At 74.2% G+C, this 15,755-nt stretch carries 17 protein-coding genes and 1 pseudogene; 6 read left to right on the forward strand and 12 right to left on the reverse strand.

Features of this window, described 5'->3' with window-relative positions:
* Window positions 1-28 precede the first annotated feature (28 nt).
* A complete protein-coding gene (locus ACZ407_RS24705; RefSeq protein ID WP_468131750.1) occupies window positions 29-1,204 on the reverse strand; it encodes a UDP-N-acetylglucosamine--N-acetylmuramyl-(pentapeptide) pyrophosphoryl-undecaprenol N-acetylglucosamine transferase in 1,176 nt (391 codons plus the stop codon).
* A gap of 9 nt (window positions 1,205-1,213) precedes the next feature.
* Window positions 1,214-2,316, reverse strand: a pseudogene (locus ACZ407_RS24710) (AI-2E family transporter).
* Between the two features lie 159 nt (window positions 2,317-2,475).
* On the opposite strand from ACZ407_RS24710, the gene ACZ407_RS24715 reads away from it, so the two are divergent.
* Together ACZ407_RS24715 and ACZ407_RS24720 are read left to right on the forward strand one after the other, a co-directional pair.
* Window positions 2,476-3,306, forward strand: coding sequence for a class I SAM-dependent methyltransferase (locus ACZ407_RS24715; RefSeq protein WP_468131752.1), 831 nt, complete (start codon window positions 2,476-2,478; stop codon window positions 3,304-3,306).
* 124 nt (window positions 3,307-3,430) lie between these two features.
* On the forward strand, window positions 3,431-4,780 hold the full coding sequence (locus tag ACZ407_RS24720; protein WP_468131754.1) for a cytochrome P450: 1,350 nt from the start codon (window positions 3,431-3,433) through the stop codon (window positions 4,778-4,780).
* A gap of 3 nt (window positions 4,781-4,783) precedes the next feature.
* Here ACZ407_RS24720 and ACZ407_RS24725 read toward each other — a convergent pair whose 3' ends face one another.
* The gene (locus tag ACZ407_RS24725; protein WP_468131756.1) at window positions 4,784-5,236 is read right to left on the reverse strand and encodes a VOC family protein; all 453 of its coding nucleotides are present in this window, start codon (window positions 5,234-5,236) and stop codon (window positions 4,784-4,786) included.
* Window positions 5,237-5,309: 73 nt separating this feature from the next.
* Window positions 5,310-5,978, reverse strand: coding sequence for a MerR family transcriptional regulator (locus tag ACZ407_RS24730; RefSeq protein WP_468131758.1), 669 nt, complete (start codon window positions 5,976-5,978; stop codon window positions 5,310-5,312).
* A gap of 181 nt (window positions 5,979-6,159) precedes the next feature.
* On the opposite strand from ACZ407_RS24730, the gene ACZ407_RS24735 reads away from it, so the two are divergent.
* Window positions 6,160-7,620, forward strand: a complete 1,461-nt coding sequence (locus ACZ407_RS24735) for a DUF3533 domain-containing protein (RefSeq protein WP_468131760.1) — start codon at window positions 6,160-6,162, stop codon at window positions 7,618-7,620.
* Between the two features lie 46 nt (window positions 7,621-7,666).
* On the opposite strand, the gene ACZ407_RS24740 is transcribed toward ACZ407_RS24735, so the two are convergent.
* The 3 genes from ACZ407_RS24740 to ACZ407_RS24750 all read right to left on the reverse strand — a co-directional run bounded on the left by ACZ407_RS24740 (window position 7,667) and on the right by ACZ407_RS24750 (window position 9,323).
* On the reverse strand, window positions 7,667-8,254 hold the full coding sequence (locus tag ACZ407_RS24740; RefSeq protein WP_468131762.1) for a hypothetical protein: 588 nt from the start codon (window positions 8,252-8,254) through the stop codon (window positions 7,667-7,669).
* A gap of 162 nt (window positions 8,255-8,416) precedes the next feature.
* On the reverse strand, window positions 8,417-8,761 hold the full coding sequence (locus ACZ407_RS24745) for an ArsR/SmtB family transcription factor (RefSeq protein WP_468131764.1): 345 nt from the start codon (window positions 8,759-8,761) through the stop codon (window positions 8,417-8,419).
* A 187-nt stretch (window positions 8,762-8,948) separates the two neighbouring features.
* Window positions 8,949-9,323, reverse strand: coding sequence for a hypothetical protein (locus ACZ407_RS24750; RefSeq protein WP_468131766.1), 375 nt, complete (start codon window positions 9,321-9,323; stop codon window positions 8,949-8,951).
* A gap of 237 nt (window positions 9,324-9,560) precedes the next feature.
* On the opposite strand from ACZ407_RS24750, the gene ACZ407_RS24755 reads away from it, so the two are divergent.
* The gene (locus tag ACZ407_RS24755) at window positions 9,561-9,932 is read left to right on the forward strand and encodes a PadR family transcriptional regulator (RefSeq protein WP_468131768.1); all 372 of its coding nucleotides are present in this window, start codon (window positions 9,561-9,563) and stop codon (window positions 9,930-9,932) included.
* Window positions 9,929-10,510 (forward strand): HAAS signaling domain-containing protein, encoded by a 582-nt coding sequence (locus ACZ407_RS24760; RefSeq protein WP_468131770.1) that lies wholly within the window; start codon window positions 9,929-9,931, stop codon window positions 10,508-10,510. The genes ACZ407_RS24755 and ACZ407_RS24760 overlap by 4 nt, the downstream gene beginning before the upstream one ends.
* A 53-nt stretch (window positions 10,511-10,563) precedes the next feature.
* Here ACZ407_RS24760 and ACZ407_RS24765 read toward each other — a convergent pair whose 3' ends face one another.
* Window positions 10,564-11,181 (reverse strand): dihydrofolate reductase family protein, encoded by a 618-nt coding sequence (locus ACZ407_RS24765; RefSeq protein ID WP_468131772.1) that lies wholly within the window; start codon window positions 11,179-11,181, stop codon window positions 10,564-10,566.
* 167 nt (window positions 11,182-11,348) lie between these two features.
* On the opposite strand from ACZ407_RS24765, the gene ACZ407_RS24770 reads away from it, so the two are divergent.
* Window positions 11,349-12,014, forward strand: a complete 666-nt coding sequence (locus ACZ407_RS24770) for an MSMEG_1061 family FMN-dependent PPOX-type flavoprotein (RefSeq protein ID WP_468131774.1) — start codon at window positions 11,349-11,351, stop codon at window positions 12,012-12,014.
* Between the two features lie 88 nt (window positions 12,015-12,102).
* On the opposite strand, the gene ACZ407_RS24775 is transcribed toward ACZ407_RS24770, so the two are convergent.
* The 4 genes from ACZ407_RS24775 to ACZ407_RS24790 form a co-directional block, all read right to left on the reverse strand.
* Window positions 12,103-12,525, reverse strand: coding sequence for a YjbQ family protein (locus ACZ407_RS24775; protein WP_468131776.1), 423 nt, complete (start codon window positions 12,523-12,525; stop codon window positions 12,103-12,105).
* Window positions 12,526-12,843: 318 nt separating this feature from the next.
* Complete coding sequence (locus ACZ407_RS24780; RefSeq protein ID WP_468131777.1) at window positions 12,844-14,325, reverse strand: hypothetical protein; 1,482 nt, start codon at window positions 14,323-14,325, stop codon at window positions 12,844-12,846.
* Window positions 14,322-15,239, reverse strand: coding sequence for a hypothetical protein (locus ACZ407_RS24785; RefSeq protein WP_468131779.1), 918 nt, complete (start codon window positions 15,237-15,239; stop codon window positions 14,322-14,324). Before ACZ407_RS24785 ends, ACZ407_RS24780 begins: the two co-directional genes overlap by 4 nt.
* A 241-nt stretch (window positions 15,240-15,480) precedes the next feature.
* Window positions 15,481-15,755 (reverse strand): hypothetical protein (locus ACZ407_RS24790; protein WP_468131781.1); only part of this gene is annotated, 275 nt, incomplete at its 5' end.

Below are 15,755 nucleotides of genomic sequence, written 5' to 3' on the forward strand. Positions count from 1 at the left end.
CGACGGGACGCTCCCGCAGAGACCCGGCTCAGCCGGCCGACGCGGCCTCCAGCAGCACGTCCACCAGCCGCTCCGCCGCGTCCGGACGCCCGTACGCCCGGGCCCGCTCCGCCATCCCGGCACGCCGCAGCGGGTCCGTCAGCAGCGGGCCGACCGCCTCCGCCAGCGCCGCCGCCGTGACCTCGCCCAGCAGGGCCACCGCGGCGCCCGCGTCCGCGAGGTGGCGCGCGTTGTGCGCCTGCTCGTTGCCCGCGGACGTGGCCAGCGGCACGAACACCGCCGGCTTGCCCAGCGCCGTCAGCTCCGCCAGCGTGCCCGCACCGCTGCGCGAGACCACCAGGTCGGCCAGCGCCAGGACGTCGGGCAGCTCCGGGCCCACGAACCCGGTCAGGTGGTAGCGCGCCGCCAGGGCCGGATCCAGCGCCGCCGCGTGCCGGCGCAGCTCCTCGACGTTGGCCGGACCGCACTGGTGGATCACGTTCGCGTGGGACAGCAGCCACGGCAGGGCCTCCCGCACCACGCCGTTGATCTGCTGCGCACCCTGCGCGCCGCCGGTCACGTACACCGTCGGCAGCCGCCGGTCGAAGCCCGTCAGACCCAGCGCGGCCACGGCCTTCTCCGCATGCCCGGCCAGCACCTCCGGCCGCACCGGGTTGCCCGTCACCACCGCCGCGGACCGCACCTCCGCGGGCAGGAGCTCCAGCGTGGAATCCGAGGACACCGCGATCCGCGTCGCCGAGCCCGCGAGCTTGCGGTTGGCCAGGCCCAGCCGCACCGTCTGCTCGTGCAGCACCAGCGGGCGCCGGCACATCCGCGCCGCAAGACCCGCCGGGACGGCCACGTAACCGCCCGTCGCCAGCACCACGTCCGGCCGGAAGTCCGAGACCACCTTCCGGGCCTGCGCCACACCGAGCGGCACCTTCGCCATGTCCTTCATGTTCGCCGCCGACAGCATCTTCAACGGGTTCGAAGAACGCCGGATCTTGCCGGTGGCGACCGTCGTGAACGCAATGCCCTCGGCCGGCGCGACCCGCGCCTCCAGCCCGTCGGGCGTACCGATCCACAGCACGTCGAGCGAACTGCCCGAAGCCGCGAGCCGCCGCTGGAGGGTACGGACCGCAGTGAGCGCGGGGTAGGTGTGCCCACCGGTCCCTCCCCCCGTCACGAGCAGCCGGAAAGGACGGGAGAGCGAGGAGATATCCATCGGGCCACCCTACGTGCTGGCCGCAGCGGCAGATTCCCCGGCCGCCCCCGCGCCCGCGGCCACGGGCGCGGCCGCCGTCCGGCGCGCCTCGCGGAGCGCCGTGTGCACCGCCCACACCACCGACACGAGCGGCACCGCCACCACCGCGCCCACGATCCCCGCCGCCGTGGTCCCCGCGATCACCGAGACGGCGACCACCAGCGGATGCAGCCGCACCGCCCAACTCATCACCAGCGGATGCAGCAGGTGCCCCTCGATCTGGCCGATCACCACGATCAGCGCGATCACGATGCCCGCCGTCAGCGGGCCCTTCGCCGCCAGCGCGACCACCGCCGCCACGCCCAGCGCCACCGGCGAGCCGATCAGCGGGACGAACGCGGCGAAGAACTCCAGCAGGGCCAGCGGGACGGCCAGCGGCACCCCCAGGAGGAACAGCGACAGACCAGCACCGCGTTCACCCCCGCGACGAGCACGATCCCGTGCGTGTAGCCGGTGAACGTGCGCCACGCGGCCCGGCCGCCCAGGTCCCACCGCCCGCGCACCGGCTCCGGCAGCTGCGCGCAGAACCACGCCCACTGCCGGTCGCCCGAGTGGATGAAGAACACCGAGGAGAACAGCGCCAGGGCCAGCGCCGTCAGCACGTGCACCAGCTGCCCGGCCCCGCTCACCGCCTTGCTGAGCAGCGTGGACCGGTGGCTGGAGAGGAACTGCCCGATCCGCGCCTGCACATCGGACAGCGCCTCCGGATTGAGCCGGAACGGCGGCTTCTCCAGCCATTCCTCGATGTGGTCCAGGCCCTCCCGGAACTCCCGTACGAGCGTGGTGCTCTCGCCCGCCACCGCCTCGCCCACCAGCGCCAGCCCGCCGAGCACCAGGGCGATCCCGCCGAGCAGCGTGGCGGCGACCGCGAGTCCGCGGGGGAGTCCGCGGGCCGCGAGGTCGGCGACCGGCCGCAGCAGCGCCGTGACGACCAGCCCCAGGAACAGCGCCACCCCGATCTCGTGGAACCGCCCCAGCACGGCGAAGACCCCGTACACCGCCGCACCGACGACCAGCAGCCGCCAGGCGTACGCCGCGGCCGTACGGAGGAACGGGGAGACTCGGGGCTGCATGCCGAACGGAATACCACTGCGGCCGCGGCCCGCCACGCTCCCGGCCGAAGGTTCCCCCACCCGGTCGCCGAACGGCCGAACGCACCGCGGGCACGGCCCGGGATCCGGTCCTGCGCGTGGCGGCGGCCTGCTGCGCCCCCGGCGGGGGATCGTGGTGCCGTGGCGGAGGAACGGTTCGACGTGTGGACGGGCGCAGCCGCGTACGAGCGGTACATGGGCCGGTGGAGCCGGCCCGTCGCGCAGGTGTTCGCGGCCTGGCTCGGCTGCCCCGACGGGCTGCGCTGGCTGGACGTGGGCTGCGGCACCGGGGTGCTCTCCGGAGTGGTGGCGGGCCGCTGCCGGCCCCGGCGGGTGCTGGGCGTGGACCGCTCCGAGGCGTTCGCCCGCGCGGCAGCGGCCGGCGCGCCCGCGGGGCCCGTGCACTTCGCCGCGGCCGACGCCCTCGCCCTGCCGGTACGCGACGGGGCGTGCGGGGCGGCCGTCAGCGGACTGGTCCTCAACTTCCTGCCCGACCCGGCCGCCGCGGTCGCCGAAATGGCCCGGACGGTTCGGCCCGGCGGCACGGTCGCCGCGTACGTCTGGGACTACGCGGGGGGCATGGGCCTGCTCCGCCTGTTCTGGGAGGCCGCCGCAAGCGTGGATCCGGCGGCCGCCGCGCTCGACGAGGGCCGCCGGTTCGCCGCCTGCGGGCCCGGGGCTCTGGAGCAGTGGTGGACCGGGGCGGGACTGGCGGCGGTGGCCACCACGGCGATCGAGGTGCCCACCGTGTTCTCCGGCTTCGCCGACCTCTGGGAGCCGTTCCTCGCGGGCCAGGGCCCGGCACCGGGGTACGCCGCCTCGCTCGCCCCCGGCCACCGCGAGCGCATCCGCACCGCCCTCGCCGCCGCCGTCACCGGGGCCACCCGCGCGGACGGATCCGTCGCCCTGACCGCGCGGGCCTGGGCGGTGAAGGGCCGCAAGCCGGCGCGCACCGGGGCGCACGGCGCGTAAGGGCCGCTGCGCTGCCGGGCGTCCTTCCACCCTGTGTGTCCGCTCCCGTACAGTCCGTCCTGCCCGCCCCCGGTCGGAGACGACACGCCGCGCCCGCCGACAGCCGAACCAGGAGAGCAGCCCCGTGGTCACCCAAGCCGGAACCGGCCCCCGCCCCGTCCCCGCTCCCGCCGCACCGCCCCCGGCCGTCCCCGATGTCGGAGCCGAGATCGTGCAGAAGTGGCAGGCGGAGCAAGGGGAGTTGGTGGACCTGCTCGCCCGGGTGCGGGACCGCGCCGGCGGGGTGGCCGCGTTCTCCGCGGGCCCCCGGCGCACGGTCCTCGTGACCGCCCCCGAGGCCGTCCGCCAGGTGCTCGCCCTGAACCCCGACCGGTACGTCAAGCGCTCCCACCGCGCCCGGATCCTGGTCGGCGACGGGATCATCGCCGCGACCGGCGCGGCCTGGCAGCAGCAACGCAAGCTGCTCCAGGGGCAGTTCACCGGACGGGGGATGCGCCGCTACGAGGAGCGGATCGCCGCCGCGGCCCGCTGCGCCGCCGCCCGCTGGGCCGCGTACGCCGCGTCCGGGGAGGTCTTCGACCTCGGCGAGGAGATGCGCCACTTCGCCCTGGACACCATCTGGCGCAGCCTCACCGGGCACGCCCTCGACGCGGACACCGCACGCGAACTCGACTCCGTGGGCGCCGTGATGGCCGCCCTGCCCACCCTCCCCGGCGGCGGCTCCGCCGACTCGGAGACGGAGGCCGCCGCCGGACTCGCGCGCATCGACGCGGTGGCCCGGCACGCGGTGGCCGCAGCCCGCAGCGGGCCCGCCGGGCCGGACGGCCCCGGTCTGCTGCACGTCCTGGTCGAAGGCTCCGCCACCCGCCCCGCCTACACCGACGGGCTGATCCGCGACGAGCTCGTCACCCTGCTGGTGGCCGGCCACGAGACCACGGCCACCACCCTCACCTGGCTCCACCTGCTGCTGGACCGCCACCCGCAGGCACGCGAACGGGCGCTGGCCGCCGGCCCCGCGGGCTCGCCGGAGCGCCGCCAGGCCGTGCAGGCCCTCGTCCACGAAACCCTGCGGCTCTACCCGTCCGCCTGGATCCTGCCCCGCCACGCACCGGAGGACGAGGTCCTGTCCGGGTACGCCGTCCCCGCGGGCACCGACATCCTGGTCTGCCCGTACCTCACGCACCGCGACCCGGAGCTGTGGCCGGACCCGGAGGCCTTCGACCCGGAGCGCTTCACCACCCCGGGCCGGCGCCCCGCCGATCCCGGTGCCTACCTGCCGTTCGGCATCGGCCCCCGGGCCTGCCTGGGATCCCAGTTCGCCCTCCGGGAGACGACCGCCCTCCTCGAACTCCTGCTGCCCGCGTACGTCCCGGTGTTCCGCTCGGTGCCCGCCCGCACGGCGTACGGGATCACCGTCCGCCCCGACGGGCCCACGCCGGTGACCCTCACGCCCCGGCCGGACCCCGCGGCGTAGGGCCTATGCGGCGCAGAACTCGTTGCCCTCCGGGTCCTGCATGACCCACCAGTGGCCGGCCGGTCCGCGGTCCACCTCGCGCACCCGGACCGCGCCGAGCCCTTCCAGGCGGGCGACCAGCGCGTCGAGCCCGCCGGATCCGCTGTGGACGTCGATGTGCAGACGGTTCTTCACGGTCTTGGGCTCGGGCACGTCCTGGAACAGCACCCGGCGGCCGTGCCCCACCCCGCTGGTCTCGTCGTACGGGTCCTCGGGATGGCGGATCGCCGCGTACCCGCGGAAGATCCTGCGCCCCCGGTGCTCGGCGACCGCCTCGGGGGCCAGCCGGCCGGCGGCCAGCAGTCCTTCGATCAGGGGCCCGGGATCCTCGACCTCGTACTCCAGGGCGGCGGCCCAGAAATCCGCGAGGGCGGGCGCGTCCGCGCTGTCGACGACCAGCTTCCAGCTCAGTGCCATGCACCAGTTATAGCCACACGGCCGGCGCCGGGGGTGCGGGTGCGGGCGGTGGGCCGCGGGTGCCGGGGCCGGCTCAGCCGCCGGTGCCGGCCCCGCCGCCGGCGATCCGGCGCCGGACCTGGTCCTCCTGCGCGAGGCGCCGCAGCAGCTCGAAGACCGGGGCGCAGATCGCGAACACGATGACGGCCCGCTCGGCCAGCGCCACCGGGTCCTCGAGACCGGCCGCCCGCTCCAGGTCCAGCCGGGCCACGGACTCGGCCAGGCCCGCGTAGGCGGCGAGCTCGCCGGGGGTGTAGCCGGCCTCCAGCCGCCGCAGCTCCTTGAGTGCCGCCGCCAGCCCCTGTACGTGCGGGGAGGTTTCGGGGGCGGCCCAGCCCATGGTCTCGATCAGCGCGGCCACCTCGCCCTGCGCGGCGGCGGAGTTCTGCGCCTCCTCTTCGGTGTCGCCGGACGGCTGGGCGGCCGCCACGGGCACCGGCAGGGCGTAACTGATCGCTCCGAGCGCGCTCTCCGTGCTGTGGGCCTGGTCGACGGCGCCCAGCACCTCGCGGGTGGCGGCGATGGACAGCCCGCCGAGGGTGGTCAGCGCCTTGATCAGGCGGAGCCGCTCCACGTGTTCCTCGCCGTACTCCGCAAGGGTCGCCGCCGTCGCGCGGCCGGCCGGCAGCAGTCCTTCGCGCCGGAAGTACTTGATGCTGGCGACCGGTACGCCGCTCCTGCGACTGAGTTCCGAGATCTTCATGCGGCCTCCTTGCCGTCCGTGCGGCCCGTCAACCCGCCCCTGTGTCCCGATGTCCCGTCCGCAGGCGTCCGTTTTCGCCAATCCTGCCGTCCGATTGGACACCCCTACAAGATACTGCCACTATCCAGTCACTGGATATCCTCAGTATCCAGTAACGCCCTGTAACCGCACCGGAGAAACGATGCCTACGCCCACGCCCCCCTCCGTGCTCCGCAGCCCGCGGCTGTGGATCGGCACCGGACTGATCGCTGCAGTGGTCTCGATACTTTTCGCCCTGCTGTACGTCGGCGGCAACGTCAACCCGAGAGGCAACCTGCGCGACCTCCCGGTCGCCCTGGTGAACGAGGACGGCGGAGCCACCGTCAAGGGCCGCCCGCTCAACGCCGGAGACCAGGTCGTCAAGGGCATCCGGAAGTCCGCCGAGAGCAACGACAGCATCGACTGGCAGGTCCTCACCCGCCAGGAGGCCGACAAGCGGCTCGGCCAGGGCAAGCTCTTCGGCGCCCTGGTGATCCCCAAGGACTTCACCGCCTCCGTCACCGGGCTGCTCGCCCCGCCCCCGGCCGCCACCGCGGCCCAGCAGGCGGCCGGCACTCCGAAGCAGGCCGGCACGGCGGCCCGGCCCGCCGCCGCGGCACCCCAGCCGCAGGCCGGCCCGCCGACCCTGACCGTCCTCACCAACCAGGCGGCCGGCAGCATCGGCTCCTCCATGGCGAGCCAGGCCTCGCAGAAGGCCGCCCACGCCGCCTCCGCCCAGCTGGGCAAGGAACTCCTGAAGCAGGCCGGCGGGGACAAGGCCCAGCTGCCCGCCGCAGCCCGGCTGATGCTCGCCGACCCCGTGACGGTGACCGTCGCCGAGGGCCACCCCCTCGGCGGTCGCAGCGCCATGGGCCTGAGCGCCTTCTACTACGCGCTGGTCCTCGTCGTCTGCGGCATGCTCGGCGCGAACGTCGTGAACTCCCAGGTCGACTCCGCACTCGGCTACCTGCACGCCGACTTCGGCCCGTTCCGCCAGCGCATGCCCGTCCGGCACACCAACCGGGTCCGGACCCTGGCCATCGGCAGCGTCGTCATGCTCGGACTGTCCCTGGTCATGGGCACCCTCGTCGAGGTCGCCACCGTCGGCCTCCTCGACATGGACGCCTCCCACCTCGGACTGCTCTGGCTCTACTCCGTCGCCACGATCCTGGTCGTCGGCATCAGCGGACTCGCCATGTTCGCGGCCCTCGGCACCCCCGGCATGCTGCTCGCCACCATCGTGTTCATCGCGGCGGCCGTGCCCTCCTCCGGGGCGACCGTGCCGATCCAGGCGATGCCCGAGTTCTTCCGGACCCTGTCGGCCTTCGAGCCGCTCCGCCAGATCACCGACGGCCTGCGCGCGATCATCTTCTTCGACGCCCAGGCCGACGCGGGCCTCACCCGCGGCTGGACCGCCATGGCCATCGCCCTGGCCGTCTCCCTGGTCTTCGGCTTCGCCGTGACCCGCTTCTACGACCGCCGGGGGCTGCACCGCATCCCGCGCCCCGCGCCGGAGGCCGCTGCCGGGGAGGCCGCGGAGCCGGAGAGCGCGACCCCGTCGGACTCCGCGTCCGAGTCCGGTGCCGGTGCCGGTGCCGAGAGCGCGGCGCCCGCGCAGGCCTGACCCCGGCCGCCGCGAGACCGTACGGCCCTTCCCCGACCCGGCGCGTTCAGCCTGCACACAGGCCGAACGCGTCGGGTCGCGCGCTTTCCGCCTCCGGACGCGCCAGCACGAGCTCCGTGCGTATCTCCTCGCGCGCCGGGGCCGGGCGCACCGCGAAGACCACGGCCCGCAGCACGGCGAAGCGGGCCACCCCGGCCAGCGCGGACGCGGCGAGGTAGACCGCCTGGGCCTGCCACGCGTCCGCGTCCGGCGCCAGTGCCCGGAGGATCAGCAGGGCGGCCGTGGTGAACAGGTAGCCGACGGCCGCCGTCAGGGCCGACTGGAGGTGCTCGCGGCGCCCCGGCCGCGCCCGGTCGAAGGCGAACCGGCCCTGGAGCTCGGTCGCGAGCAGGGTGGAGACGACCGCCACCACCGCATTGGCGGCCGCCAGCGGCAGCCACCCGTCCGCCAGCACGAGCGCGCCGCCCGCCAGCAGGCCGACCCCGCCGCCGCAGACGGTGAACCGCAGGAAGGAGACGACCGTCCCACGGCCGGGCCGGAGCCGGGTGCCGATGCCCGCGGCGGACACGGCTGCGGCAGCCCCGTAGGCGAGGGCAGGGGCGGACGCGGGGGCGGGGGCGGCGGTCGAGGTCACGGTCCGACTCTCCCGCATCGGCCGCCCCGGCCCATCGGGCTCGGGAATGATCTCCGGACGCCGATCCCTCAGGGTCCTCTCAGGGTTGACCCCGGGGGAGCACCCCGGGCCCGCTGCGCAGCCCCCGCCCGGGGGCCCGTCGCCCCAAGCCCCGTGCGCCCGTCACGCGTTGGCGGCGGGGTCCGTCTGCCGGAGTTCCGTGAGCAGTTCCGTACGCCCGGCCAGCAGCTCGGTCAGGATGCGGCGTGCCGCGCGCAGCAGATCGGCCACGTCCCCGCCGGCGAGGGCGTAACTGACCGTGGAGCCCTCGCGGATGGAGACCACGATCCCCGAACGGCGGAGCACGGCCAGCTGCTGAGAGAGGTTGGACGGCTCGACCTCGATCTCGTTCAGCAGGTCGCGGACCGGCATGGGCCCGTGCTGGAGCAGTTCGAGCACCCGTATGCGGACGGGGTGTCCGAGCATGCGGAAGAACTCCGCTTTCGCCTGGTACAGCGGTACCTGCATTCCCACCGGCGTCCTTGCTCCTGCTGTCGCGCGTACTACGACCGCCGCCGGGGATCCGGACCCCGGCGGTCTTCCTCCATGGTCGCTTCCCGGCGGCCCGCACCGACCCGCAGTTGACCAGATTTCGATCTGACGAATTGAAGAAGTCTTCAACTCGTGGGCATGCGAGGGCCGCCGGAAGCGGGGGTCAGAGCTCCAGGGCGGCTTCGATCCGCTTGAGCTGGTGCCGGGCCATCGCGAGGTTCGAACGGCCCTTGTCCAGCACGAGGTACAGGAACAGCCCGCTCCCGTTGCGCCCCTGGAGCAGCCGGATCAGGTGGTACTGCCCTCCCAGGGTGATGAGCAGGTCCTCGATCTCGTCCTGCATGTTGAGCATCTCCATCGTGCGGACCTTCGCCCTGATCACGTCGGTGTTGCCCGCCGCGGCGACCGCGAGGTCGAGGTCCTTGCCGCCGCCGAGGGTCCCCAGGGCCATGCCGCTCGTGTAGTCCACCAGGGCCACACCGAGCGCGCCCTCGATCGACGTCATCGCGTCCTTCAAGGAGACATCCAGGTTCGCCATACTCGTCCACTCCCTTGCCGTGCTGTTCGCGCCCGGCCCGGCGGAGGTCCCCCCGCTGCTGCCGAACTCCTCCCGGTCAAGCTACTGATCCGCGGACGCGGTGTGGCGGAAACCCCGGATTCGGCGGAAAGCGATCGTTCTGCGTCCGAACCGGCGAGAGCCGTGCCGCAGAACCGGCGGCCGCCCCGACGCAAGCCGAGCTTGTGCGGCGCGATCCGTGCGGCTATCTTGCAATGCATGGTTCCTGGTAACGCAAAGGAAGGGGCGGAGGGGCGGGTGCCCAGCCAGCTCCGCAAGGGCGTGCTGGAGTACTGCGTCCTGGCCCTGCTCCGGGACGGCCCGCGCTACGGCGTGGAGATCCTCGAGGAGCTGTCCGCCGTCAGTGTCATGACCACCAGCCAGGGGACGATCTACCCGCTGCTGTCCCGGCTCCGCCGGGAGGAGCTGGTGGACACGGAGCTGCGCGAGTCCCCCAGCGGGCCGCCGCGCCGCTACTACACCCTGACCCCGGCCGGCCGGGCCGCCCTCTCCGAGTTCACGCGCGCCTGGCCACGCTTCCGCACCGCAGTCGACCACTTTCTCCACGACACCCAGGGGGAGTCCCCGTGAACGCCACCGACCACCCGCTCGTCCACACCTACCTCTCCCTCGTCGAGAGCGAGAGCGCGGCCCTGCCCGCCGAGCGCCGCATCGAACTCCTCGCGGACCTCCGCGAGCACATCGCGGTCAGTGCCGGCGAGGACGAAGCCGCCATCCGCGAGGTCCTCGCGCGGCTCGGCGACCCCCGCACCGTGGCCGCCTCCGCCCTCGCCGAAGAGCCCGCCGGGCCCGCCGCCGACACCCCGCCCGCCCCCGCCCCCGCACCCGCGGAGAGCGCCGGCCGGACCAAGGCCACCCTGGCCCTGCTGGCCGGGGGCGGACTGCTCGGCCTGCTGCACCCGGCCGCCGGGGCCGTGGCCCTCATCGCGGGCCTGGTCCTGCTCTTCCGCTCCCGGCAGTGGGACGCCCGGCAGAAGGCGATCGGAGCCGCGGCCTCGGCCGGCGGCCCGCTGCTCGTGGCCCTGGGCGCCCTCTTCCTGGCCGCCTCCGGGCTGGGCCCGACGGAACTGATCCTGCTCCTGGCGGTCTGCGTGGCGCTCCCGGCGGCCGGAGCCCTCACGCTCTGGCGCGCAGCGGCACGCCCCTGACCGGGACCGGTCGGCCGGCCCGGCAACCGGCCGACCGGCCGTGGCCCGGCCCCCTACCGGTCCGCCTGGCGCAGGTGGGCCTTGGCGTCCTCGTACGTGGCCTGGCCGGGCCCCTCGGCCGGCCCGTAGCGCAGGTTCAGCACCCCGGACCCGAACGCCTCGTGGTCCAGCAGCCGCAGCGGCACCGGAACCCCGCCCCCCTCGAACAAACGCATGCCCTTGCGGACGGCGATCGGGTGCACCAGCAGCTGGAGCTCGTCCAACAGGCCCGCATCCAGGAGCTGACGCACCACCGAGACCGACCCGCTCATCACGATGGTCCCCGAGCCGGGGCCGTTCTTGAGCTCGGTCACCCCCGCCACCAGCCCGCCGGCCAGCCGCTCGGAGTTCCGCCAGGTGAACGAGAGCTCCTGGCGGGACACCACCACCTTCCGGGTGTCGCCCAGCAGCTTGGCGAAGGGCGCGTCCTCCCCGCCGGCCGCCTCGCGCTCCGGCCAGGCACCCGCGAAGCTGTCGTACGTCCTGCGACCGAGGAGCAGGGTGCCGGCCGCGCCGAACGTGGCATCGACGGCCGCGCCCATGTCCTCGTCGAAGTACGGGAAGTGCCACTGGTCGGGCGCCTCGACGACGCCGTCCAGCGAGATGAAGAGCTGCGAGACGATCTTCCTCATGGCTGCCTTCCGCGGTGCGCCCGGTACGTACGTCACGTCCCCCGCCCCAGTACACGCCGCGCGCGGCCGAACCTGCGCGCGGCGCGCCCGCCGCCCGCGCAGTCGTTCCGTGCCGCACGACCGGGACTCGAACAGACGGCCGTACGCGTCGGATAGATTGCGCGTACGTGACAGACAATCCGCCGCCCACGGGGCGCATGTTCGACGCACTGAAGGCCACTGCCGTCCGGGACGCGGACGGGTTGCGCGCGCTTTACGAGGCGCCCAGCGACCTGGTCCGCCGCAAGGCCGTGGACCGGATCCACGAGGTGGCCCGCGAGGTCATCGGCCGCTCCTCCCTGGTGTTCATCGCCAGTGCCGACGCCGCCGGCCACTGCGACGTGACCCCGCGGGGCGGTCCCGCAGGCTTCGTGACCGTCCTGGACGAGTTCACCCTCGCGATCCCCGACGCCACCGGCAACAAGCGGCTGGACACCAGCCACAACATCGTCGAGACCGGCCGGGCCGGCCTCGTCTTCGTCATCCCGGGCCGGGCCACCACCCTGCGGGCCAACGGCCGGGCCTGTGTCTCCAGCGACCCGCGCCTCCTCGAACGGCTCACCCCGGTGGGCAAGCCCCCGCGCAGCGCGATCGTCGTGGAGGTGGAGGAGGTCTACCAGCACTGCCCGAAGGCCTTCCTGCGCAGCAACGCCTGGAAGCCCGAACAGTGGCTCGCCGAGGACGCGGTCCCCAGCTCCGCCGAGGTCACCCTCTCCCACCTGGGCGCGGCCGACCTGACCCTCGATCAGATCAGGGCGCACGAAAGGGAATCCCTGCTGTACCGCTACGAGTGACAGCCGGGGCCGCAGCCCCGCCCCGGAGGAAGCGCTGGAACGCGCTGCCGCTCCGGGGCGGGGCCGCGGGACCTGGCGCCGGGTACGGCTAGCCGAGGAAGGACAGCCGTACCTGGCGCTGCGGGTTGTCCTTGTTGGTGTCCACCAGGCAGACCGACTGCCAGGTGCCGAGGCTGAGCCGGCCGCCGAGCACCGGCAGCGTGGCGTGCGGAGGGACGAAGGCGGGCAGGACGTGGTCGCGGCCGTGGCCGGGCGAGCCGTGCCGGTGCTGCCACCGGTCGTCGGCGGGCAGCAGGGTGTGGAGCGCGGCGAGCAGGTCGTCGTCGCTGCCGGCACCCGTCTCCAGGACGGCGACGCCGGCGGTGGCGTGGGGGACGAACACGTTGAGGAGCCCGTCCCGTCCCGCTGCGGCTTCGGACAGGAACTGCTCGCAGTGGCGGGTCAGATCGGTGACGGTCTCGGTGCGGCCGGTGGTCAGGTCGAGGACGCGGCTGGCGAATCGGTCGGACATGGGACCATCCTGCTCCCCCGAGGCGGCCGGCGCATGCACCGGCCGTCTCCGGCGGGTCCCGGAAACGCTGGGCCCCGCCCGCCGCCGCAATGCCCCCCGATCCGCAGGGTGTTGAGCAAGTACGCGGCCGCGCACCAGGGGGCGACTGGCTCACCGCCCTCGACGCCGACCGCCGCGCCCGGCTCCGCGAGATCCTCGAACTCAGCGCCTCTGCCCATCAGTTGCCCACCCGGCGTGCACCCCGGCCACCAGGACCGCGGAAAGACCGCGCGGCCCTGCCCCTGACCGCCCGGGGCCGCACCGGGGCCCCCGGGCGGCCTACCAGTTCGGGTCGAGCACCAGGGGCTCCCCGTCCTCTGCCATCCACGCGTCGAACTCCTCCGGAGTCAGGTGCAGCGGAAGCCCCGCATGCCGCCCCGACAGCTCCGCCAGCCCGGCGAGCGCCCGGGCGGGATCGCAGCCGGTGAGATCACCGCGGACGGCCGCCAGCGCCGGCTGCACCGTCTCTCGTACATGGGTGCGCGGACCCAGCGCAGCCGCCGCGTCCGCCAGCAGGCCCGTGGTCAGGGACGCAGCGAGCAGCTCGTGTTCGAGCTCCCGCGCACCGCCCCCGCCGGTGCCCCGTACGATCACCAGCGCCGCCTGGAGCCCCTGCACGATGACGGCACCCGCGGCCTGCCCGACCAGCGCCCCCGCCATCGCCCCCACGACGGGTACGGGGATCACCGTCTGCCCGACCGCACCGCAGGCCCACGAGAGCGTGGCGTGGAGCACCGCCTCCGCACTGCGTCCGGCGAACTCGCCGGCACCGATGCCCCCGCGGGCCAGCTCGACCGCCGAACCCGCCACCGCCAGCGCCGCCCCCGCCGTGGCGGAGGCCAGGTCCGCACCGCCGAACGCGGCGGGCAGCCGGCCCGCCCGCCCGGCGGTCCGCACCGCAGAGGACAGCCCGGCGAGGGATCCGGAACGGGCGGCACCCCGGGCAGCCGCCCCGGCCGCGGTCAGCGCGGCCTGTGCGGCCGAGGTCTCGTCGGCACGCATCCGGGCCAGCTCGCCGGCTGCCGTCACCAGCCCCGCGAGAACACCGCCGGCCGCCGCCCCCGTGCCGGCGGCCACGGCCGCCTCCGCACCCGCTGCCTTCAGCACCTCGCCCCGCACCCACCCCCCGGGATCCGCTGCGGCCCGGTGCACGTCCGCCAGATCCAGCGGACGGGAGGAGACACCCCCGTGGCCGATCCGGTCGGCGAGGTGCCGGTGCGCATCGGCGTAATCGGCGAACCCCACCCCTTCCGGCGACATGGCCAGCCGCCGCCCGAGCAGCCCGTCCACGGCTGCCACCCGGTCCCCGGCCACCAGCCGTGTCATCCCCGCGTAGTGGCTGCGCCGCAGCTGGTGCGCGGTCCCGGCCACCGAGTCCATCAGCTTCGCCTGCACCTCGCCGACCGTCCGGCCCGCATCCACCAGCAGGATGTCCGCCGCCGACGTGTGCGAGCCGCCCACGGCCCACTCCGAGACCACCGCCCGAACCCCGGCCCCTGCCCGCGCCGCAGCCTGGTTGAAGGACAGGGCGTGCTGAACCTCGAACAGGTGGCCCGCCCGCTGGGCCGTGCCGAGCGCGGCATAGCGGCGCGCCAGCCGCTCGACGGTCTCCCGCGCGGCAAGGGTCTCGTACGTGGCCGCGGCGAACCGGCGGCTGGCCGCATCCGCGACCAGCCACGCCGCCCCCGCCGACTGCGGGGCGAGTCGCGCGGCCGAGCCGTTCGCCTTCTCCTCCGGCCCCGGGGCACCCGGCCGGCTCACGCGGTGTCCGCCAGGGCGGCCAGCTTCCTCCGGGCCTCGGTGACCACGCGTTCCGAGAGCTCGGAGACATGCCCGTCCTCGCCCGCGGGCGGCGCACCCAGGACCGTCACCGTCGTCACCGCAAGATCGAACATCTCCTTGACGAGCGCCCGGTCGCCGGGGCCGTAGCAGGAGTAGTCATCACACCGGTCGACCAGCTCGGCGAACAGCGCCTGGCGTTCCTGCATGGCCCGGGCCAGGTACTTGAGGACCAGCCGCATCTCCCGGCTGCGCTGGAAAACCGCCGACAGCACCTGTCGGGCCTCCGTGAGCTCCGTTTCGGCCGCGTCCAGCTGCCGGCCGAACTTCTTCTGCTCGTCCCTCGCCGAGCGGCCCCGCCACTCCATGAGCACACCGGCGACCAGGAGCGCAGGGGCGGCGACGAGCGCGGTCATCACCATCGTCCCCGCGGCCACGCCTCCGCCCCCCGCGGCCAGGGACCCTCCGCCGAGCCACGCGAGTGTGGCACTGGTCGCCGCCGCTCCGGACAGCCCCGAGATCGCGGCTCCCGTGGACGCCGTGGCGAACGCACCCACGGCCGCAAAGGCGACCGCCCCCACCCCGGCCCCGGCCACCGCGCCGCCGGCCAGGGAGGCCACGGCCTCGACCGCCACGTGCTGGAGCTCGCGGAACTCGACTTCGGCGACCGCGGGACCACCCGGGCCGTCCACGGGTGCCAGCTCCGCGAGCTCCACGTGCTTGAGGCGCCCGAACGCATCCCGGAAGGGAACGAGCGCCCGGTCGTAGACGGCGGTGCGCCGTTTCTGCTGCTCCGCGTTCTCCTGCCGTACGTGGCGCTCCAGCTTCTTGCGCCGCCGCTGGAGCCCCTCGAACCGCTTCTCGTTGCGTCGCGCGAGCACGATCGCTTCGACCATGGCCACCGGCATGCCGGGCCCCACCCCCTGTACGCCCCATCCGCCCCGTGGTCCGGTGGCGGCGGACCGACGTTACCGAAACTGGCAAAACATGCCACCCCTGCGTACGACAGGTGAGACGAACGACGCGCAGCCCGGGCTTGACTCGGCTGCTACGGCCGTCTAACGTAGCCCGAGTCGCAAGTTCCGGTCACGTGCCATCGGCAGATGACGGAAGCGACCAAAAACCACTACCTGCGATTCACCCCCGGTGGGGGCGCATCCGGCATGCCCGAATGCCTCCACGGCTCTCGATTATGAGAGACACGGGAAATCCGCTAACGTGGTGATCGCCGGAAGGGAAAAGCGCGAAAGCGCAGGAACCGGAAAGCGCCGAGGAAATCGGATCGGAAAGATCTGATAGAGTCGGAAACGCAAGAATGAAGGAAGCGCCCGGAGGAAAGCCCGCGAGGGTCAGTACAAAGGAAGCGTCCGCACCTTGAGAACTCAACAGCGTGCCAAAAATCAACGCCAGAT

The organism is Streptomyces sp. NPDC030809 (assembly GCF_055572195.1).